Below are 21,489 nucleotides of genomic sequence, written 5' to 3'. Positions count from 1 at the left end.
TGAATAACCTTGTCAAGATTTAAAATCTTGACAAGACATTTTTCAAACAAACAAATTTGCCAAAAGAAACTTCTTCTGAAATTCTAACTTTTCTAAGATTTGCTTTTGTATTTCTATCTTTTCTTGAATGGAAGAAAGAAAATTGGCAATTTTGAACTGTTCCTCTATTGAAGGTATCAAGTGTTTTTCTTTTTTATAATCTTTAAAATATATATGTGGTATTGTACTTCCAGTAATGTATTTTTTGAAGTCAATTCTTGAAAGTAAAAGATATAAAAAAAAGATATTTACATTTTTAGGCTTTATAATGTCCAATGTTCCTAAAACTGAAGACTTTCCCTTGCAATATAACAACCTTCCAACACCAGCTCCGTCTTTTATTATTGATATATAATCACTTTCAACTTCATAAAAATCAATATTTTTCAAAATTCCGGTAGCTCCATAAATTGGATAATCTCCTATATTATCTTCGATTTTATTAGCCGAAATACTAGAAGATTGTTTCTCACAGATATTTTCTATTTTATTTTCTTTCCAATCTGGAAAGTTAGCATCTTGATCATCCTTGAATTTTAGTTTCTGTTCAAATATTAAATCTTTGAGATTTAACATTTGGGATGTTAATTGAGAAATTATTTTCTTTTGGGTTTGAATACGTTGAGCTAATAAACTCAATAAAGTACTTATTTTCTTTTGTTCTTGCGTAGAAGGAAATATAATTTTAATCTTATAAAAATCAGAATGATTTAAATCGGGAATTGTTGATGTTCCTGCTAATCGAATAATTTGATTCTGTATTTTATTTGATTGTAGAAAATTTAATAAAAAATTCTTGACGATATATTCGGGGTAAGCTACTTTGAAAAAATTATTATGGAATGCACCTGATACATTTGTTACCACTTGTCCTGTATTTCCTGTCCTAGTCATTAATATATCTTCTTCTTCACAAATTACAGATTTTGGAGGATTTAAAATGTAGTATCTTTTTATTGAATTAGCTTTTAAAAATTCATTTGTAATATAAAAGTACGCTCCTTCTCTCTTTTCTGTTAATCGTTCAGATATTGCTATTTGTAGTCCTTGATTAATTTTTACGACTTCCCCCAGTTTTTTTGTTTCCCACTCCTCTTCAAACCCCGGGAATCGTAAATTAGGAAAGGCAAAGATTGATTAAAACTTGTGTTAAAACTCAATAACTATAAATCCCCAATCTTAATTCCATAACTTTTGAGATTAGTTAGAAAATCATTAAAAATCAAAAAATTTATGACAAGAAAGAAAACATTAGCAGAAATCGCTGAACTTTGGAAGAATGACAAAAAGTTGTATGTAAAAAAATCAACCTTTTCGGCTTATATATTGTTGCTGGAAAATCATCTACTACCTGTATTTAAAGACTATTCTGAGATTGAGGATGAAGAAGTGCAAAAGTTTGTGTTTCAAAAATTAGATCAGGGATTAAGTCAGAAAAGTATCAAAGATATTCTCATTGTACTGAAAATGGTATTGAAATTTGGAGCAAAGAATAAATGGATTGAGTTCATCAATTTTGATGTGCAATATCCTACGGTTCGGCAAACCCATACAATAGAGGTATTGAGCAGAACACATCAGAAAAAAGTAATGAGCTATATTCAGGAGCATTTTACCTTTAGAAATTTGGGCGTTTATATCTGTCTATCTTCGGGTATGCGTATTGGGGAAATATGTGCCTTGACTTGGGAAGATTTAGATATGGATAATGGTGTTATCAATATCCGAAAAACTATTCAAAGAATTTATGTGATTGAAGATGGAGAGCGCAGAACGGAACTGTTGATTGATACACCTAAAACCAAAAATTCAATCCGTGAAATTCCACTAAGCAGAGACTTGTTGAGAATGCTGAAACCTTTTAAAAAAATTGTTAATCCTGCATTTTATGTTTTAACTAATGATTCTAAACCCACAGAGCCAAGAACCTACCGAAGCTACTATAAAAATCTGATGCGATACTTGGAAATTCCAGATATTAAATTTCACGGATTACGACATAGTTTCGCTACTAGATGCATTGAAAGTAAATGTGACTATAAAACAGTTAGTGTTTTATTAGGCCATTCCAATATCAGTACTACATTGAACTTGTATGTTCACCCCAATCTGGAACAAAAGAAAAAAGCAATTGATCAGATGTTTAAAGCACTTAAATAATTTCAGTTATCATACAATATTTCTTACATTTGGGAAAACTATTAACAATCTTGTCAGAGCTTAAAGCTCTGACAAGGCTTTAACTAAACTCATAACCCCAAAATGTCAAGTCAGCCAGAATATATTTTAGAACAAAAATTAGTTGAACAATTGCAGCAATTAGGTCACAAAAAAGTCAAAATCTGCAATGAGGTTGATCTAATTAAAAATCTAAAAACTCAACTCGAAATCCATAATAAAAAGACATTTTCTGATAAAGAGTTTGAAAAAATACTAAATCACCTTTCTAAAGGAAATGTTTTTGAGAAAGCAAAAATTCTTAGGGATAAGTTTCAATTTACAAAAGATGACGGAAGTTCAGAATGGATTGAGTTTATCAGTCAGGATCACTGGTGCCAAAATCAGTTTCAGGTGACCAATCAAATTGCTCAGGAAGGAAATTATAAGAATAGATATGATGTAACAATTCTAATTAACGGGTTGCCTTTGGTTCAAATTGAACTAAAACGACGTGGTCTCGAATTAAAAGAAGCTTTTAATCAAATCAACCGTTATCATCATCAATCTTTTAATTCTGGAAACGGACTGTTTAATTATGTTCAGTTATTCATTATCAGCAACGGAGTTAACACAAAATATTATTCCAATAACGCTAAGCAAACTTTTAAACAAACCTTCTATTGGTCAGATGATCAAAACAACAATATAACACAGCTGGATCATTTTGCACCAGTATTTTTAGAGCCTTGTCACATTGCAAAAATGATTACCAAATATATTGTTTTAAATGAAACCAACAAGATACTAATGGTTCTAAGGCCTTACCAATATTATGCAGTTGAAAAAATTGTTGACCGAGTAAGAAATACGGACAAGAATGGTTTCATTTGGCATACTACAGGTTCAGGAAAAACATTAACTTCTTTTAAAGCCAGTCAGATTCTGAAAGAAATTCCGAAAGTGGAAAAAGTAGTATTTGTAGTAGACAGAAAAGATCTGGATTATCAGACTCAAAAAGAATTTGATGCTTTTGAAAAAGGAAGCGTTGATGCCACTGAAAATACGGTTCATTTAGTAAAACAACTTTCTAACAATACCAAACTCATTGTTACGACTTTACAAAAACTCAACACCGCTATTACCAAAGAAAAACACGGTAACAAAATTGAAAAACTAAAAGACAAAAAAGTTGTTTTTATTTTTGATGAGTGTCACAGAAGTCAGTTTGGGGATACACATCAGAATATCAAAAAGTACTTTAAGAATGCCCAAATGATAGGGTTTACTGGAACTCCGATTTCTGAAGTTAATTCAATCGGGAAAATAGATGGAGCTCCGGCAACCACTAATAGACTATTCGAAGACTGTCTACATAAATATGTGATTACAGATGCAATTCGGGATGATAATGTCTTAAAGTTTTCTGTAGAATATGTTGGTAGGTATAAAGAAAAAGAAGGAAGTAACACTTACATTGATACTGATGTTGAAGCAATAGATACTCAGGAACTTCTTGAAAGCCCTAAAAGACTTGAAAAAATTGCAGATTATCTCATTACAGAATACGGAAGAAAAACGCATAACAGTACTTTCAATGCGATGTTTTGTGTAAGTAGTATTGACGTTTTACAAAAGTATTATGATCTTTTCCAAAAGAAAAAAGAAGAAGGTAAACATCAATTGAAAATTGCAACAATTTTCAGCTATGGAACTAATGAAGAATCCAAAGATGCAAATGGAATCTATGAAGAACCTGATTTTACAATGGTTGCTGAGCCGCAGGCTCAATATGGTGATTCTCATAGCAGAAACATATTGGAAAGATATATTGGTCATTATAATGAAATGTTCGATACAAATTTTTCTACAAAAGACTCCCAGACTTTTTACAATTATTATAATGACATCGCCAAAAGAGTTCGTAGCAAAGAGGTTGATTTAATTATTGTCGTTAATATGTTCTTAACAGGATTCGATAGCCCTCAACTAAATACTTTATTTGTCGATAAGAATCTAAAATATCATGGATTAATCCAGGCATTTTCCCGAACCAACAGGCTTTTGGGTGATAAGAAATCGCAAGGAAATATAGTCTGCTTCCGTAATTTAAAATCTGCAACAGATGATGCAGTAACTTTATTTTCAAACAAAGAAGCTATTCAGGAAATCATTATTCAGCCCATTGAAAGCTACATTGAGCTTTTTAATTCTGCCTTAGAGACATTGAAGCTAGTTGCTCCAGAAATTGATAGTGTGAATGGGTATCAAACGGAACAGGAAAAGTTTGAATTTATAACTTCTTTCCGTGAAGTAATGAGAGTTCTGAACATTTTAAAATCATTTGCTGATTTTAACTTTGATAAACTTGAAATGAATGAAAGTGAGTTTAATGATTATAAAAGCAAATACCTTGATTTATGGACTGAAATTAAAGGGCATCGTGAAGGTGGAGAAGGAAAAGTAAGTATTCTAGATGATGTTGATTTTGAACTGGAATTAATCCATCGTGATGAAATAAATGTAAGCTATATTCTTTCATTATTAGCTAATCTTGCTGATTCAAATCTAAAAGGGGATAAATTAGAACAAAAGAAAAAAGAAATCAGAGATATTCTTTCCGGAGATGCTAAACTAAGAAGCAAAAAAGAATTAATAGAAAAATTTATAGAAGAGAATTTGCCTCATATTTCCGACGGTAATGATGTGAATGATGAATTTGAAAAATTTTGGAACAAAGAAAAAAACTCGGCATTTGACAAAATTGCTGATGAGGAATTTTTAAATAAAGATAGATTCAGATATGCCATTGATGATTTTCTTTTCACTTCCAAAACACCAAAAATTAGTGATACTTTAAAACTTCTTGAAGTCAAACCAAAACTTACAGAAAGAAATAATATAGGGAGAAGAATTATTCAAAAGGTTCAAAATTTTGTTGATGTTTTCATTGATGGAGTTAACGCCTAATCTAAAATAAAAAGGTTCAGCATCTGCTGAACCTTTTATAATATCTAAAATTACTTCTTCTCAATAAGCTTCTCCAGCTTCTCCAGCCTCACCATCATTTCATCCTTCTCCCTCAGCATCCTTTCATAAAGTTCCATTTTCTCTTCGTGTAATTTCTTAATTTCTTCAATAGGATTTACATTAAAAGTAGGTGTATTTCCTGTGTTCAGGAAAGAACCATTATTAAACGTATTAGAAATAATATTCACTGCCTGCTCCTCATCAAAATTCTGAAACGCTTCCACCGGAATTTTCAATACTTCAGAAATTCTTTTCAGTAAAGGGTCTTCAATAATTTCTTTCTGTTCCAGCAGAGAAACTTTCTTCTGGTTCCAGTCGTCTCCAAGGTCAAGAGCTAGTATATCCTATCAAGTAGAGCGTTAATTACTCAAGTTGCCTAAAAACTCTTTCTGGCATATTACAACATTCAATAAAAATACTAAAGTGTTATATATCAAAAAGAAAAATTATCAGATGGTATCCACAAATAATTCTATACAATATTAAATACACAACTTTCTTTGTTTTGTGGTACTTTCTAGGATGTTTTTGTACCTTTGCAGGTCAAATTAAATAATAAAACTAGACCTTAAAAATTCAAATGGATAACCAAACTTTGATAACAGGGAAAAAATATATAAAAGACATATTTAGTCCTGAACAATTCTATAACATTCCTGAATATCAACGCCCTTATGTTTGGGGAGTAGACCAAATTGAAAACTTTCTGGATGATATAACAAATGCTTTGGAAAACAACAAAGAAAAAGAATACTTTCTAGGTTGTATGATTTGGAATACACGTGAAAATGTTTCTAATGAGATAAAATATAAATTTCAAGACATCTTGGATGGTCAACAGCGTTTTTTAACATTATTTTTATTACATGCTTCCTTACGGAATTTATCTAAAAACACTGATCTGAAAAAAAATGTTCAAAACAGATTAATACAAGAAGCTGATGAGTTCAACAATGTTCCTGCAAGAAATAGAATAGAATTTGACATTAGAGATGATAAAGAATTCATTGATAACTATATCATTAACGAAATTGAATTAAGCTCTTCTCAACTGGAACACATTACCAATAATCATGAGAATAGTACTTCTGTAAGAAATCTAGCTACTGGTCTCAGTATAATATTAAATTGGTTTAATAACAAAGAAAAAGAAAACCCAGAAGAATTTCAGATATTCTTGAACGAGTTTTACAAATATTTATCAACAAAAGTTTTAGCACTATATTTAGCCACGCCGAATAATCTTGATGATGCCTATAACCTTTTTACGGTCTTAAACAGTAGAGGTCTACAATTACAAGTAAGTGACATATTAAGAGCACAAAATCTTAGGGTCATTACTGACGATAAAATAAGACGTGAATATGCAAACAAATGGTCAGATTTTGAAAATAAGATAAACCTGCCTTATAAATCCTTTGATGAGTTTTTATGGACAGTTGTGTTTATAAAAATGAAATATAGAAGTGATGATAATCAAAGCTTAACAAAAGCCTTTGATCACATGTTTAAAAAAGGAATTATCACTAAAGGATCAGAAACATTAGATTTAATTGAAAAATATCTAAAACACTTTATTGCCTTAAATAATTCTAGTATAAATAGCAAAGAGTCCGCAAGTTTATTTTCTAATATAAACTTCATTCTTTCCAGTGTGTACGGATCGCAATATTTAACGCCGTTAATGCATTTTAGAGAAGTTTTTGGAGATCATAATATTATTGAATTTTTAATTAAAATAGACAATCTATATTCTTTAAGTTGGCTTTTAGGTAGAAGGCAATCCATGACAAGAACGTTTAATATTCTAAAAAAGATAGACTTCTATGGGGATAAAATTCGCAATAAAGAAATAACTATTGAACAAGGAAGTATTTTAATGATTAATGATAATTGTTTACAATATGAATATTTTGATGATAATATAAGTTCAGAGAAACCTTTGGATATTAATGATTTAGAATTAAGTCTTAAAAATGATAAATGGGGGGGCTTCAGTGGAACCAAGGTTAATAAAACCCGATATATTTTATTAAAACTAGATTTATTAGTGGGAAATAAGACCAATCAACTTCAATACAATAAGAACTCATCAAGTATAGAACATTTATTACCACAAAAAATTGAAAACACATTATGGTCAGTAGACTCTGATTTTCATAAAGAGTGGCTTCACAAAATTGGTAATCTTGTCCTTATTGACAGAAATAAAAATTCATCTTTAAGCAACAAGGATTACGAAACTAAAAAAAATAAATACAAAGGAGCTATTGAATCTAGAGCTAATACCAATTTCGTCTTAATGAATTATAGTGAGTGGAATAAAGAATCCATCATTTCCAATCAAAATAGAATCATTGAGCTGATTATGAAATACTATAGAGGGAATTCTCTTAAAACATTTTTAGAGTTAAAGAAGAATTAATTTATTTTTCTAACATAAAAAAACCGCTTAAAAAGCGGTTTTTTTATGTTAGATATCAATACACAATCATAAATTCTAACTCCCCGATCCCGGCTCATTCAAATACTCATTACTAATATCCTTCTCCTTTTTAAAATCCATCTTACCGAACTTATAACTAAAGCTGATCCCGAACGAACGATACGGCAACTCTCTTACAGAATAAGAATCATAATCTCCGGTACTCACGGTAGTAACCTGTTTGATGTATTTATTAAATGGATTGGTAATGGTAACTCCCAGACTTGCCTTTTTATTCCAGAATTCTTTTCTTCCGGCAATAGCATAGGTAATGGATTGTGGGTTTTTCCCCTGGATATTTTTAGCGGCGGAGTTATAGTTTCCGAACACTTCTAAGACAAAGTTTTTGGGGAAATGATAATTAAGGTTCAGGTTGGCACGATAGCGCATTCCCATATCTAAATTTCCTACATAAATCTGACTGACAATATATCGGTGAAATACCATGATATTACTTCTCAGATTCAGTTTGTTTTCTAAAAACGGAAGTGAAAGAGAGACAATTCCACCGGAGTTGTATTCTTTACCAATATTATCTCTTGCCGTAACCGATACATTGGTGTATTCTGTTCCATTCGCAGTAAATGTTGGATAAAAGGTCGTAATCTGTTTTAAATCCTGACTATTAATTCGCTCAACGAGTGATAAGGAAATATTCCCACCATTCGTGAAATTTTTCGTATATCCTAATTCCATATTATCTCCGATTTCAGGCTTCAAAGCCGGATTTCCTGTCGTAATATTGTGCGGATCACTGAAATTAAGGAAAGGGTTAAGCTCTGTATATTCCGGACGTTCCAATCTTCTTGTATAGGATAGTTTCACTGTTTCACCACTATCAAATTTGTGAGATAAAATGAAGGAAGGAACCAATAAACCATACGACGGGATATTTGTGTTTGAGAAATCGATTTTAAGAGTGGTGTATTCATACCTCAGCCCTGCTCTTACATCCAGCCAGTTCCAAACCTTAAGCTTGGAGGAAAAATAAGCAGCATAGACTCCCATATCGTAATTTAAATGATACGACTGCAAAGGATCGGTTTCATACTGTCCGGATGAAGTATTCAGAACATGAACATCCGTAGCATTGGTAATATGTTGTTGTACCGTTTTAAGCCCCATTTCAAAAGTGACATTGTCATTCAAGGGATGCACATAATCTACAGAAATATTGTGGCTGTTATCCGTTCCGGGATTACTTCCTGAAATTCCGTTGTATGGAGAAGCGGCTCCTGATAAACTTTGAGTCTGAAAATAGCTGCTCTTCGGCGAACCATGACTGAAGACATAATCTGCGGTAAGCTCCTGCCCTTCTTTGGCAAAGGTTTTTCTAAAACTCAGACTTCCATCTATAGAACGAACGGAAGATTGGTTATCCGAAGTTCTGGATCCAATGATTGAAGAAACAGCAGACGTATTATAATCGGTGATATATTGCTGCTGATCGATTAATCCGGTACTTTTATTGGAGAAGCTGTTGAAAGAAACGGAACCACTTAATGAACTCGTTTTATTCAAGCTCCAGTCAAAACCTAAACCTGTTCGGTATCCATGTCTTTCAAAATCTGTATATCCGTCCTGTAATAAATGCGTGCTGGTATTGGAAGAAGTATCTCTAGAAGTTCTGTCCTGTGAAAAAGGTGTTTTGGCATTCAACTGAGCATTTCCGCTAAAGAAAGCATTCATGCTGAAGTTATTATTCTTATAATTCAGGTTCAGAGATCCGGTTTCAAATAAGGTTCCACCGGTAGCATTGATACTTCCATTGATTCCCCTTACTTTATTATCTTTTAAAACAATATTGATAATCCCTCCTGTCCCCTGAGCATCATATTTCGCTCCCGGACTGGAAACCACTTCAATACTTTTAATCTGACTCGCCGGAATGGAAGCTAGCGCATCAGCCAGACTATTTCCAAATATACTGGAAGGCTTTCCGTTAATTAAAAACCTGATATTAGCATTTCCCTGAAGTTCAACATTTCCATCCGCATCCACCGTCACCTGAGGTACTTTTCTCAATACATCAATAGCTGCTCCATTCTGAGAGGTCACGTCATTAGCGGCATTAAAAACTATTTTATCGACCTTATTTTCAATAACCGCTTTTTTACCAACGATGGTTACGCCTTCTATTGCCGTTTCTCCATTCGTTAATTGAATCTCACCAAGGGTAACATCAGCACTATTGTCACCCAATTGAATGTCTGCCGTCGTTTTATTTTTATAGCCTGCATAAAAAACAGCTACTTTATAGGTTCCGGAGGCAATATGATCCATAGAAAACTCCCCTTTTTCATTGGAAGTTGTTCCGTTGATTTCTTTATTGTCCTGATTTAAAAGTCCGATACTGGCATGATCGATTGATTTCCCCGTATTGGAATCTACAATTCTTCCGCTTATTTTCCCCTGACCAGTACCCTGTTGTGCGTTGACCATCAGTACAGAAAATAACGTGGCCACTAAAATTGATATTTGTTTCACCGTGATATTAGAATTAATACGGAGCAAAAGTGGGAAGCAATTTGGTAGAAATTCTGAATTTTTAATTAAATAACATGTACTTAATATTATATTTTCATCTGAAATGTTTTGATAATAACCACAAAAGGCACAAAAGAATTGAACACTTAAGGAATTTGAAGTGACAAGCTTTGCGTATGAGAAGTACACTTAAGTGTTTGAAAATCTTTAATTTTCTTCTAAAGTGTACTTCTTATGCAGTATCATTTTAAACTAACTTAAGTGAACTAAAGTGTTTTAAATAATATTATGTTTTAATAATAAACTTGTTTTTAATAACCACAAAAGAATTGAACACTTAAGCTATTTTTAAGTGACAAGCTTTACGTACGAGAAGTACACTTAAGTTTTTGAAAATCTTTGATTTTCTTCTAAAGTGTACTTCTTATGCAGTATCATTTTAAACTAACTTAAGTGAACTAAAGTGTTTTAAATAATATTATGTTTTAATAATAAACTTGTTTTTAATAACCACAAAAGAATTGAACACTTAAGCTATTTTTTAGTGACAAGCTTTGCGTACGAGAAGTACACTTAAGTTTTTGAAAATCTTTAATTTTCTTCTAAAGTGAGCTTTTTATGCAGCAACATTTTAAACTAACTTAAGTGAACTAAAGTGTTTTAATCAAAAACTTTTGTGCCTTTTGTGGTTAAAATAGATCCAGACAATAATAAAGTTTCATCCAGTTCACCAGATGATTTCTCTAAGTTCTACGCCATTCATAATACTTTAACAACCTTTATACTCCATCCCCAGATAAATTTTCGTTCTTTTGCAAAAAGTTTTAATTTTTAAATAAACCCATGTCGAAGTTTGATGAAATCCGGTATTTCTATGATCATGAAGTAAACGAAAGATTACAAAGCATAGCTCGTGATCCCATGATGAAAGCATTGATGAACTTTACTTTTCCCGGTGAGGATGAGCAAGTTTGGCTGGAACAATTTAAAGAAATACACTCTATAAGTGATTTTCAGCATCAGTTTGTGGCGTATGCAGTTCGTCAGATTCTTGCCAAAAGCTCTGAAGGATTAACGACTTCAGGTTTTGATAAGCTAGATAAGAACACGTCCTATCTTTACATTTCGAATCACAGGGATATTGTACTGGACACTTCACTGCTTAACCTGGTTTTATTAGAAAGTGGCCACATTATGACAGCTTCAGCCATTGGTGACAATCTTGTAAAAAGAAAATTTCTGAATGTACTGGCCAAATTAAACCGCAACTTTTTAGTTCAGAGAGGCTTGTCCATTCGTGACCAGCTTAAAAGTTCACAAACCCTATCCGAGTACATTGACATGCTGCTGCACGAAGAAAACCGCTCCGTATGGATTGCACAGCGTGAAGGTCGTGCTAAAGACGGGAATGATGCTACTCAGCAAGGCGTTTTAAAAATGTTGGCTATGGCAGCCGGGGATCAATCACTGGTAGATTATTTTAAAACATTAAAAATAGTTCCTATTTCCATCTCCTATGAATATGATCCTACAGATTCCCTAAAAATGCCTCAACTGCTGGCACAACACAGAGAAGAGGAATATATTAAAGGAAAGAACGAGGATTTCAACACCATACTCAGCGGAATTTTAGGTCAAAAGAAAAGAATTCATCTGCATGCCGGTGATGTGATTCATACAGAACTCGATCATATTGCAGCGACCATTGACAATAAAAACAAGCAGATACAAGCCATTGCACAACTCATTGATGATTCCATCATTAAGAATTATAAACTTTGGCCTACGAAATACATAGCCTACGATCTGATCAATAATACAGATACCTATGCCTCTCAATATACAGAGCAGGAAAAACAATTGTTTATCCGAAGACTGGAAATGCGTATCGATCCGTCTGATCCTGTTTCTAAAGAATATTTCCTGGCCATGTATGCCAATCCATTAATCAATAAGCTAAAATCTGAAGATAGCCCTTCAGAATAATTGATAAAAGCGGTATTCATCTGAGAGAATCTTTTTAACCACAGATTTTTTAATTTTGCTATGAATACACGAATAAAAAATACTATACTTTTTTTATTAATATTTAAAGTATCTTCTATGTTTCCTTTAGTTTGTAAAAAGAAATTAAGTTTATAAACTAAAGGTCACATAGATTTTTAGCAAAAAACTTTTCCCAGCCAATCATTAAACATTCTTATTGTTTTTAAAATAGAAATAGCAGGATTACAAGTAGGCCAAAAGCCATTCGTGTATTCGTGGCTAAAAATAATGATGCCTATTTTCAGTATTCTATTATTGTGTACACTTATCTCAGAAAGAGTATCTTCGTATTCACTATTAGATCTATCCCATGAAAAAGATGATCCCTTCTCACCACAATCAATTGGAAAATTCGGCAGTCAGAGTAATGCCTTTATCTGTTTTCCATGAGAAACAGGCTGGAGTTCATCGGGATGATCATTATATGTTTATTATTCAGAAGAAAGGTGATTTTACATTGGAAGTTGATTTTAAAACCATCACATTAAAAGATACTTCTCTTTGTTTTGTGGCTCCAGGTCAGATTCACCAGTATATGGATCAGAAAGATAATGAAGGTTGGTTTTTATTTGTGGAAGCAGGAAGTGTTTCCGAGTTGTATCGGGAAATTCTGGATCTACATCAATGGCTTCATCAATCTGTTTCTATTAAAGCAAATGATTTACTCTTTGACTTACTTCCATTCCTTGAAAAAACAGAAAAAGAAACTTATAATTCATCAATAGAAACATCACTCGCTGATGCTGCGATTGGAATTATTATTTCCAGGATTTCAGAAGAACCAAAGCCACAGCTTTCGGCTCAGAGTCAGAAATATAGCATTACAAGGCAATTTAAGAAACTTATTTCCGATCATTTTAAAAGCATCAAACAGGTACAACAATATGCCCAACGATTGACGATCACTCCTCTTTATCTGAATGAAGCGGTAAAAGATGTTACAGGATATCCTGCCAGTTTTTGGATCCAACAAAAAATATTGTGGGAAGCCAAACGTCTATTAGTATATACAACCATGGATGTGAAACAGATTGCATTTGAATTAGGATACGATGATCCAGTGTATTTTTCACGTTTTTTTAAAAAAGGAACAGAAGCAACAGCATTAGAATTCAGAGTAAAAAACCAAGATTTGTCCCATCATCGCCATTAAATAGCTATCGTTTCAACCCTACGTTCAAGATAATTTTGTCCCATCAATTCATCACCAATATACAATAGGATTGATGCTTAAAAATTATGATACAAAAACACACTACTCAACGGATTGCTATTATAGGAGCAGGATTAGGAGGGCTATGCCTCGCTCAGGGGTTAAAAAAGAATGGACTTGATTGTAAGATCTTTGAAAAAGACGCAGCCATCAATACCCGAACTCAGGGATATAGAATCAGAGTGAATGAACCAGGAAGAAAAGCACTACAAACATGTCTCCCCCAGAATTTATACTCTCTTTTTATAAATACTTGCGCGGCAAGCTATCGCGGTATGAATGTACTGGCAACAACCCTTGAACCTTCAAAAAATGAACTGGTAGAATCATGGAGTGATGGAGTAAATGAGATTCCGGATCTGAAACCCAACCGATTGACCCTCCGTGAAATCTTATTACAGGGACTACATGAAAATATCAGTTTTGGAAAGGAGTTGACAGATTGGATTGAATTAGAAAATCAAGAAGTAGAGCTTTCCTTTGCTGATGGCACAAAATATATTGCTGATCTGGTCATAGCAGCTGATGGGGTTCACTCTAAAATCGGATCTGAATATTGCAGGGATCAGAAAGTCAATACAGGAAATATTACGATCTACGGAAGAACATTCTATTCTCCGGAAGCTTTGAAAGCCATTTCCCCGGAACTTCAAAAAGGAACCTCTGTCATTATAGAAAATCAGTACTCTCTGATCATTGATGCGATGGTATTTGACACTTCCAAAAAAGATACCTCCTGGGATCTGTTAAGTCCGGTTTCTAACTATTTCTATTGGGCATTCATAGGTAATCCTGAAGCTTTTGGACTTTTACAAGCTGATTTTTATAATCATTCGGGAGAAGAGATCTTTCCCATTATTCATCAAATCACCCATGATTGGCATCCTCAGCTTAGGGCTTTGTTCAATTATGCAGATCAAAAATCATTATCTATTAATCCGATTCGGTCATCTCTTCCTAAAGAAGCCTGGCCATCAGGAAATATTACCGCATTAGGTGACGCTGTACATACCATGAGCCCGGCAGGAGGTGTAGGAGCCAATACAGCGTTTATAGATGCTGCTCTTTTAACAGAAAATATAATGAATCATAGCAATATTTCAACTGCGATAGCTGATTATGAAGATAAAATGAGGAAATATAGCAATCAGGCCGTAGAAATCTCTTTACAGGGTGGAGAAATTTTGCATGGTAACAACGAAAAGGATGATTAACAGATTAAGTATTCTTTAAAATGTAAATAAGTCGATGAAGTTTTCCTTCATTGGCTTTTTCTTTTGAGCATACAACCTGATCAAAGATGAATAATTCTTATGGTTTCCCGTAATTTTTTTCTGAGGGTTGTTTGTAGTTTCGGACATTATAAAACAAAGTGTTTTTATAAACTCATTCAAAAAAAACAATAACTACATTATGAATAAAAAAACGACTCCTGCAGATCTCTTTTTGGGAATTCTTGCATTATTACTGATCAGCGTAAGTTTTTACCAAACCTGGCTTGGACTGGAACAGATCTTTGGCCCCGCCTCATTTGTTATCGCATTGGTTTTATCCCTGCTGCTCTTGTTTCTGTGCTGGATGCTGAGAAATGCTAAACTTGCAGGTAAGCCTACCGGAAGCCTTGTGGGCATTTACATTTTCATTGCCTCTTTCTGCTTCATTGCCAATTTTAATGCTTTGTATACACGGTTTATGAAAACGGATATTTATACTGATGAACTTCGTGATATCAATAAAAATTTTACAGCTCTTGAAAATGATGTAGAATCGAAATTAAGCTATAAGTATAATAAAGCCACTACACAGAATATCGAGATCAAGAAGAAACAGATGATGGAACAGATCAAAGATCCCGGTAATAAAGGAATTGGAACCCGTGCCCAGCTATTGATTAAAGATATTGAAAGATTAACGGGACAAAAGGTAGACTTCCTCACTCCTGTTGGGGAAGACTACGAAGATCTTGCGGAAAGAATGGGAAAACAGATCGACAATATTGTTTCGGATCTTTCGCCTGAAGAAAGAGCCCTTAAAAACGACATCAATAACACCGCTTTTAAATGGAATAAAAATATTCAGGAACTGCTTCTTTTATCTAAAAAGGATAAAGACGGACTGTCTCAGGGATTAATTGATGAATCTCTTTCCGATTACAATAAACTGGGAAGCAGAGCACAAACTGTTCTTGGAAATGACAAAATACACTTTGAGCCCGTGGTTTCAAAAACGCAACAGGTTGGAAAGATCGGTTTTGCTTTTGAACATGCTATTAAAAACTTTGGAATGTACCAATTTGTGGTACTGGCAGGCTGTATTTTGCTTGATTTCGTGATCGTTATTATCATTTTATTGGTAACCGATTCAGGAAATTACAGCGGAAACAACGGCAGAAGTGTATTCACCAATAAAAGAAGCGGTAAAACCATCATCCCTAATAATCATTAAACTATGGAAACCAACGATCATTTAAAACCTCTTTCTTTTGAAACCGAGGAACCCTTAAAGCCTCTTTCTTTCGATTTTCAAAATGATATCAAAGAAGATTTTGTTCCGATTGCCAAAACGATTTCCAATGATATTAAAAATAAGGAAAGTAATTTTGTTTTTTTCTTTGGAACAGCAGAATCAGGGAAATCTGTGATTCTTTCTACCATGCTTTATTATCTCAGATCGTATGCCGGGGTTTTGAGACCTAAACTTGGAACTCCCAATACCAAGGAAGCCAATGTTCTTCTCTCTAATTTTTTTGAAAATATCAGACAAGGAATATTACCCAATAGAACAACAAAAGATCAGGTTACCCGTCTGGATCTTGTTTTTGAACCCAACAACAGATCAAAAAGAGTCGTTCCTATTGACCTCACCTTTCTGGAAACTTCCGGGGAAAATCATAACGACATCCGAAGAGGCGGAAGCTACCACAGCAGCATAGAAACCTTTCTGAATGCTAATATTCCGCTTACATTCATCATTGTTACCAGTTATGAGTCTGCATATAAAGACGACTCCCTCATCAATGAGTTTCTGGATGAACTGGAAAGAAAGGGTAAAAATTTAAAATCGGTGAACGCCATACTTGTTGTTTCCAAATGGGATAAATCCGGAAAAATGGATGTGGAAAGTGCTGAAGCTCTTGATGGTTTTATTGCTGAACATCTTCCCATGACTTCACAACGAATTGATACGTATGGATTAAGCAAAACCTATTACACCGTAGGAAGTGTGCAAAATGCAACCGGAGGCGAAAGGGTGAGCTTACTGAATCTCTCCACTGCCGAAGTACTTGGAAAATGGCTCTACAGAAGCATTGTAGGATATGATCTGGATTATGAAGGAACATTTTGGGAACGTATAAAATTTAGTTTTACAAATTAATGGACAATACCTATTTTTTCTCCGCATTTGGCACTTTTGGCAATCCGAATGGCTTCAGGCAAACCTTTTTTTTAGGGGGAACGAAAGCCATAGCCCAAGAGATGCGAACATTCGATTTAAAAACGGATGCCATTCAACTATTTCCTCAAAGCAGCATCTATTCTATCCGGAAAGATTACGCTGGGGGATGCAACCTCATTTCCTACTCTGTTTATACGTTTGCCAAGGAACAAACTTCGGACAGAGGCGGAACATTTATAGGTTCAAGCTTGATTTTCGTTAATAAAATTTCGTCTGAAGGTCTTATCATCAATGCTTTAAATGATTTTCAGAATAGTCTTGAAAAAAACAATCTTTCAGGTGGAACGATTACAGTCAATCATTCCGATCAGTTTTCCATTCAAAAGCCGAAAGATTTTGATAAAATAGGATTTAATATCAGGGAAGTTGAAGAATTGAATTTTGCTCAGTCCAGCAATAAGTATCTTGTGGTGTATTGTGAAACCAATCCTGCTCAGTTACAGAAATTCTTTAACAAGGCACTTGATCTCTTAAACGTTTATGATACCATTTATTTTACTCAAAGCCATGAAATTGGGGAGTTTGTAAAGCAAAAAGATATTTTTAAGATTATAGATGCTGACGGGTTTAAAAAAGAGCTCGATCTCTTGGAGGAAGAAAGACTTAGAATCCTTCAAAGTACCATTTCTGATCTGGAAAAGGAAAGAGAAGGTTTGAAAGAGGAGAAAACACAGCTGCTTGAAGACCTTAACAGACAGATTTCACAAAATGAAAAAAGACATCAGGAAAACGAATCCAAAATAAGTGAATCCAAAAACGGAATTCAAGTCATTACGAAAGAATATGATCAGTACTCCGGAAAAATTGAGGAAGTAATCCATCTTCTTACATCAAATGGAAAGGTAGAAGCTGCTAAGAAACGACATCAGGAAAACAAACGGTCATTTGCCGATATTATCCGTCAAAACAAAAATATAGAATCGCTATCATCTTTATCTTCAGCTCAAGGAAGAGTTCAGGGAGCAAAGGAAAATCAGCCGTATGCTAATGGACTTTCCGGGTTTCACAGTTCTGGCAGACCTCGGGAGAAAGAGTTCAGGTTAGATGGTTTCAAAGTAGCTACTTTGGTTTTATCCCTCGTGTTGATCGGAGCTTTAATCTTATGTTTCCTATGGATGCCGAAAGAGTATTTAAAGATATTCTCTCAATAAGCAAATATTTCAGGAAGCTTTATCGTTTGAAAAAACTGCGCGCCATTTTCTTTCGAAAATGGCGCGCAGTTAGAGTATGCAATTATAGATCAACAGTCAAGAAGCATCATATCCTGTCATCTTCTTTTCTGAATGCTTACAGATATTACTTTCCCACTGCTGTCGTAGGTAATAACTTTTCCTTCACAATTGCTATTGAGTGTTGAAACGGATTTGTTTTGAACTTTTCCATCAGCAATAACCGTAAATATTTGTTTTCCATCAATGATCTGAGCTTTATTTTCAGAAAGTATTTTCCCTTCTTTTCCTTGAATGGTCAATTTTGAATACATCTTTTTTGTATCAGAATCATATTGATAAGTATTGGTAGTAGGGGATTCTCCATTGTAAATACTTTTTTCTTTTAAAACTCTACCAAGGTTATCATAAGTATAATGAATTTCTTTAGTGACTGTGTTCTTTTTATCGAAATCATATTTTATATCCACCTGCCCTCTTGTATTGAGATGGAACTCTTCTCTGGAACCATAGCTGGAATGAATGACAAACCGATCCGGCAGATATTTGAAATTAAGTTTCATTTCTCTTTTCCCATTTTCGGAAGTTACAATAGAATCTAATAACCCTACTGTATTGAGGTAATATTTCTGTACACTTTTCATTCCTTCCCGTGAATACAGATACTCAAGCATTTTCCCGTTTCTATAGGTAAGATCTGCGGTATAGCTTATCTTTTCCTCCTTTTCATCCAAATAGATGATATTTCGAAACTGCCCGTTACAATTTCCTCCATCTTCAAAGTTTAATAAAGGATAATAAACGGTATTGCTGTGATTAATAATCCGATCTGCATATTTTTGATCGGGTGTAAAAGGAACAGCTTCCATAGAATTCCAGTTGTCTGATGCTTCTTTTCTGGCTGCTTGATTCTCCCTTTCGGATCTCTGCTTCATTTTCAAATCTTCAAACAGATATCTTATAACCAGGCGTTCATAGTTTTTGGGATTGTACTCGATCACAGGTTCGTTTTTTCCATCAAATAAAATCATAGCTGTCCGTTTTGGAAAGTTTTGAATATCAACAAACCAAGTTGTAGTTCCATTAGAGAACTTGAACGTTTTTGCATTGGTTCTGGCGACCATAAGTCTATCTGTAGCACCTCCTAATTGCTTGTAAAGCTTGTCTGCGATTTCCTTATGATCACTGATGCGATCTTCCGGTGCTGCCATTTTTTCATTTTCAATAAAGAATAGAGCTTTAGAGGGGTTTGAAATCCCAAAATTGGCTTTATCATCCGGAGTAGCAAGCCTGAACATCTTAGGAGAACAGGAATATACTAGCAAAAACAGCATGATAAAAGGAAATATTTTCATCATTATTAATCTTATTTTTAAAAATACAAAAAATAGAGGTAATGAAATCAATACAATAATGTGTACATTTAAAAAGTGACAAACCTAAAATCAATATGAAACAACAAATGAAATGCAATATATTATTCTTTACTGCTTTAATTTCAGGAATATTTCTTTCATCCGCACAAACTTTAACGCCATCTGAGATCTTGTATAAGATTATTCCCAACAAGATGAATGCAGACAGTCTTTTAACTCAAAAAGGGTTTACACTGAAATATTCCGGACCAAAGAAACTTGGGGGTAATCTCTCCTGTTATTTTAATAAAAGGTTTGATGAATGGATATTTATTCATGATAACGAACAGGGACAAACAACCAGTTTTTCTTATCTTCTGCCTTCATTACAAAAATATCAGAAAAATAAGGTTGAAAAGAAACTTCTCTTACAAGGTGAAAAGGTTACCCCAATGGGAAAGACTTATCAGGAAAACAAAATGTATTACCATCTTATTTATACTTTTGAAAACTTTAAATCTCCTCCTATACACTGAATATCATGCCAATGAAATTAATAACAGCTCTACTCATTCTATCAGCAATCATTCTGAACAGCTGCAGTAAAGACAATCGTGTTTCCGGAACTTATATTGACCAGTCTGTTATGCTTCCGATATACAATGGCTGCTGCACTTCTACGGAAATCCTACAACTAAATAATGATCATACTTTTAATGTATATAATCAGGATGATCAGGGAGACTATCTCGTAGAAGAATTCACTTCAGGAAGCTATGATCTGAAACAAAATATTATCTCTTTTACCCCTGATTCTTTACATAAACGTCTCGATTATTCAAAGGTAAAATATAAACTAATGGCTCCCGATGATCAGGTGAATTTTCTGATCAAAGAGGATCAAGAACCTAAAAAATTCTATAAAATTGATTTCAAAAATGCAGATTCACTCTATATTCAACGCTATAACCATCATGATTGGGATCGGGAAAGCATCACCATAAAAAAGGATGGCACTCTTCACTATATCCGACATGCACAAGATAAAAATAAGAATCCTGTTGATATTTCTAAACATCAAAAGCTCACCTCAGAACAGTTCCAACAATATATCGACTTTCTATCCCAGAACAGACTTTTTCAGCCTGAAATTACTTCCAAAAAATATAGTATCACCTTATCTATTGCCTTTAAAGAATATAATATGATGGTTCATGATCAGGATAATGTTGACAAAAAACTATATGATTTTTTCTTTGAAACGGTAAGAGGCTGGGTGCAATAAACAGACATTCTTTGACTATGAAATCGTCGATATTCCCCGCTGAACACACTCCGCTTCCAGTACATTCAACATCGTACGGTCTGATATCGTAAAAAAATATAATTTCCCCTGTACTCTCATCCTCACAAATAGCCTCCCCGGGGAGCTCCTGTTATCTTGAGTTCTGTAATATCCAGCCATGGAAGAACCAACACTCTCCCCAGCTTAAATACATAGATTCCAGTCTGGCTGATAATAAAAGGAGGCGACATGGTGAATCGATCTACTCCATTCATCGATTGGTTTACCTCAAGCATCTTTTCAAAATCTTTTTGATCCAGACTTAATATGACACTCTCATAGCTTCGAATCATCTTTCTTTTCAGTAATGAAATCATAAAGAAAAATAATCCACACATTCCCAGCATTCCGCCCAATAACAGATTGTTATCCCTGATCCGCAGCTCATACCTTTCCTTGTCTAGTATTCCTTTAAACTGTAAAGTATCAAACCACGCATATACCACAGGGCTAGAAAAACCAAGAACCATCAAGGCCAAAAGAATCATACTTATTGTGCGCTGCCTGCTCGCCATCTTTGTAAGATAATCTTCTCTTTTCTGAAAGGCTGACTGATCTAAAGGCTGGGTCCGAAAATCTGTACCTGAAAATGTATTCACCTGTTGTGGCCTGGAAAGCATTCCAATGAACAATACCGCAAAAATGATGAAAATAAATAAGAGAACTACAGTGATTGTCATATGGTTATTATTTCTTAATAGACGAAC

General features: G+C 34.0%; 15 protein-coding genes and 1 pseudogene. 11 read left to right on the top strand and 5 right to left on the bottom strand.

Going from position 1 to position 21,489, the window contains the following annotated elements; genetic code table 11:
- Window positions 1-42 precede the first annotated feature (42 nt).
- The gene (locus tag QWZ06_RS07455) at window positions 43-1,173 is read right to left on the bottom strand and encodes a restriction endonuclease subunit S (protein WP_290301310.1); all 1,131 of its coding nucleotides are present in this window, start codon (window positions 1,171-1,173) and stop codon (window positions 43-45) included.
- Window positions 1,174-1,272: 99 nt separating this feature from the next.
- On the opposite strand from QWZ06_RS07455, the gene QWZ06_RS07450 reads away from it, so the two are divergent.
- Entirely contained in the window at window positions 1,273-2,199 is a 927-nt protein-coding gene (locus QWZ06_RS07450; RefSeq protein WP_290296904.1) for a tyrosine-type recombinase/integrase, read from the top strand.
- 102 nt (window positions 2,200-2,301) lie between these two features.
- Window positions 2,302-5,166, top strand: a complete 2,865-nt coding sequence (locus tag QWZ06_RS07445; protein WP_290296903.1) for a type I restriction endonuclease subunit R — start codon at window positions 2,302-2,304, stop codon at window positions 5,164-5,166.
- A gap of 50 nt (window positions 5,167-5,216) precedes the next feature.
- On the opposite strand, the pseudogene QWZ06_RS07440 reads toward QWZ06_RS07445, so the two are convergent.
- Window positions 5,217-5,570: pseudogene (locus tag QWZ06_RS07440) on the bottom strand (XRE family transcriptional regulator); the annotation flags it as partial.
- Window positions 5,571-5,806: 236 nt separating this feature from the next.
- On the opposite strand from QWZ06_RS07440, the gene QWZ06_RS07435 reads away from it, so the two are divergent.
- Entirely contained in the window at window positions 5,807-7,651 is a 1,845-nt protein-coding gene (locus QWZ06_RS07435) for a DUF262 domain-containing protein (RefSeq protein ID WP_290296901.1), read from the top strand.
- A 75-nt stretch (window positions 7,652-7,726) separates the two neighbouring features.
- Here QWZ06_RS07435 and QWZ06_RS07430 read toward each other — a convergent pair whose 3' ends face one another.
- On the bottom strand, window positions 7,727-10,177 hold the full coding sequence (locus tag QWZ06_RS07430) for a TonB-dependent receptor domain-containing protein (RefSeq protein ID WP_290296899.1): 2,451 nt from the start codon (window positions 10,175-10,177) through the stop codon (window positions 7,727-7,729).
- Between the two features lie 864 nt (window positions 10,178-11,041).
- Here QWZ06_RS07430 and QWZ06_RS07425 point away from each other — a divergent pair.
- The 6 genes from QWZ06_RS07425 to QWZ06_RS07400 all read left to right on the top strand — a co-directional run bounded on the left by QWZ06_RS07425 (window position 11,042) and on the right by QWZ06_RS07400 (window position 18,064).
- Window positions 11,042-12,184 carry a 1-acyl-sn-glycerol-3-phosphate acyltransferase gene (locus QWZ06_RS07425; RefSeq protein ID WP_290296897.1) on the top strand — a complete coding sequence of 381 codons (1,143 nt, stop codon included), beginning with the start codon at window positions 11,042-11,044 and terminating at the stop codon, window positions 12,182-12,184.
- 370 nt (window positions 12,185-12,554) lie between these two features.
- The gene (locus tag QWZ06_RS07420; RefSeq protein WP_290296895.1) at window positions 12,555-13,397 is read left to right on the top strand and encodes a helix-turn-helix domain-containing protein; all 843 of its coding nucleotides are present in this window, start codon (window positions 12,555-12,557) and stop codon (window positions 13,395-13,397) included.
- A gap of 86 nt (window positions 13,398-13,483) precedes the next feature.
- Window positions 13,484-14,671: an FAD-dependent oxidoreductase gene (locus tag QWZ06_RS07415; RefSeq protein ID WP_290296893.1), complete on the top strand. Its 1,188-nt coding sequence runs from the start codon at window positions 13,484-13,486 to the stop codon at window positions 14,669-14,671.
- Window positions 14,672-14,870: 199 nt separating this feature from the next.
- Window positions 14,871-15,902, top strand: a complete 1,032-nt coding sequence (locus QWZ06_RS07410; protein ID WP_290296892.1) for a hypothetical protein — start codon at window positions 14,871-14,873, stop codon at window positions 15,900-15,902.
- 3 nt (window positions 15,903-15,905) lie between these two features.
- Window positions 15,906-16,832, top strand: a complete 927-nt coding sequence (locus QWZ06_RS07405; RefSeq protein WP_290296890.1) for a hypothetical protein — start codon at window positions 15,906-15,908, stop codon at window positions 16,830-16,832.
- Window positions 16,832-18,064 (top strand): hypothetical protein, encoded by a 1,233-nt coding sequence (locus QWZ06_RS07400; RefSeq protein WP_290296888.1) that lies wholly within the window; start codon window positions 16,832-16,834, stop codon window positions 18,062-18,064. Before QWZ06_RS07405 ends, QWZ06_RS07400 begins: the two co-directional genes overlap by 1 nt.
- A 116-nt stretch (window positions 18,065-18,180) precedes the next feature.
- Here the strand turns inward: QWZ06_RS07400 and QWZ06_RS07395 are convergent, their stop codons facing one another.
- Entirely contained in the window at window positions 18,181-19,440 is a 1,260-nt protein-coding gene (locus QWZ06_RS07395) for a hypothetical protein (protein WP_290296886.1), read from the bottom strand.
- A gap of 92 nt (window positions 19,441-19,532) precedes the next feature.
- On the opposite strand from QWZ06_RS07395, the gene QWZ06_RS07390 reads away from it, so the two are divergent.
- Window positions 19,533-19,973 (top strand): hypothetical protein, encoded by a 441-nt coding sequence (locus tag QWZ06_RS07390; protein ID WP_290296885.1) that lies wholly within the window; start codon window positions 19,533-19,535, stop codon window positions 19,971-19,973.
- Window positions 19,974-19,984: 11 nt separating this feature from the next.
- The gene (locus QWZ06_RS07385; protein WP_290296884.1) at window positions 19,985-20,722 is read left to right on the top strand and encodes a hypothetical protein; all 738 of its coding nucleotides are present in this window, start codon (window positions 19,985-19,987) and stop codon (window positions 20,720-20,722) included.
- A 122-nt stretch (window positions 20,723-20,844) separates the two neighbouring features.
- Here the strand turns inward: QWZ06_RS07385 and QWZ06_RS07380 are convergent, their stop codons facing one another.
- Entirely contained in the window at window positions 20,845-21,462 is a 618-nt protein-coding gene (locus QWZ06_RS07380) for a hypothetical protein (RefSeq protein ID WP_290296882.1), read from the bottom strand.
- Window positions 21,463-21,489: the final 27 nt, after the last annotated feature.

This window comes from Chryseobacterium tructae (genome assembly GCF_030409875.1).
Classification (GTDB): Bacteria; Bacteroidota; Bacteroidia; order Flavobacteriales; family Weeksellaceae; genus Chryseobacterium; species Chryseobacterium tructae.
Note: the sequence above shows the minus strand (reverse complement) of the source record. Positions and strands in the feature narration are given on the sequence as shown.

What these genes read in the sequence shown, in the direction of transcription:
- QWZ06_RS07415 (WP_290296893.1), top strand. Translation starts at nt 13,484, where the DNA reads ATGATACAAAAACACACTACTCAACGGATTGCTATTATAGGAGCAGGA.
- QWZ06_RS07380 (WP_290296882.1), bottom strand. Translation starts at nt 21,462, where the DNA reads ATGACAATCACTGTAGTTCTCTTATTTATTTTCATCATTTTTGCGGTA.
- QWZ06_RS07450 (WP_290296904.1), top strand. Translation starts at nt 1,273, where the DNA reads ATGACAAGAAAGAAAACATTAGCAGAAATCGCTGAACTTTGGAAGAAT.
- QWZ06_RS07435 (WP_290296901.1), top strand. Translation starts at nt 5,807, where the DNA reads ATGGATAACCAAACTTTGATAACAGGGAAAAAATATATAAAAGACATA.
- QWZ06_RS07405 (WP_290296890.1), top strand. Translation starts at nt 15,906, where the DNA reads ATGGAAACCAACGATCATTTAAAACCTCTTTCTTTTGAAACCGAGGAA.
- QWZ06_RS07445 (WP_290296903.1), top strand. Translation starts at nt 2,302, where the DNA reads ATGTCAAGTCAGCCAGAATATATTTTAGAACAAAAATTAGTTGAACAA.
- QWZ06_RS07400 (WP_290296888.1), top strand. Translation starts at nt 16,832, where the DNA reads ATGGACAATACCTATTTTTTCTCCGCATTTGGCACTTTTGGCAATCCG.
- QWZ06_RS07395 (WP_290296886.1), bottom strand. Translation starts at nt 19,440, where the DNA reads ATGATGAAAATATTTCCTTTTATCATGCTGTTTTTGCTAGTATATTCC.
- QWZ06_RS07390 (WP_290296885.1), top strand. Translation starts at nt 19,533, where the DNA reads ATGAAACAACAAATGAAATGCAATATATTATTCTTTACTGCTTTAATT.
- QWZ06_RS07385 (WP_290296884.1), top strand. Translation starts at nt 19,985, where the DNA reads ATGAAATTAATAACAGCTCTACTCATTCTATCAGCAATCATTCTGAAC.
- QWZ06_RS07420 (WP_290296895.1), top strand. Translation starts at nt 12,555, where the DNA reads ATGAAAAAGATGATCCCTTCTCACCACAATCAATTGGAAAATTCGGCA.
- QWZ06_RS07410 (WP_290296892.1), top strand. Translation starts at nt 14,871, where the DNA reads ATGAATAAAAAAACGACTCCTGCAGATCTCTTTTTGGGAATTCTTGCA.
- QWZ06_RS07425 (WP_290296897.1), top strand. Translation starts at nt 11,042, where the DNA reads ATGTCGAAGTTTGATGAAATCCGGTATTTCTATGATCATGAAGTAAAC.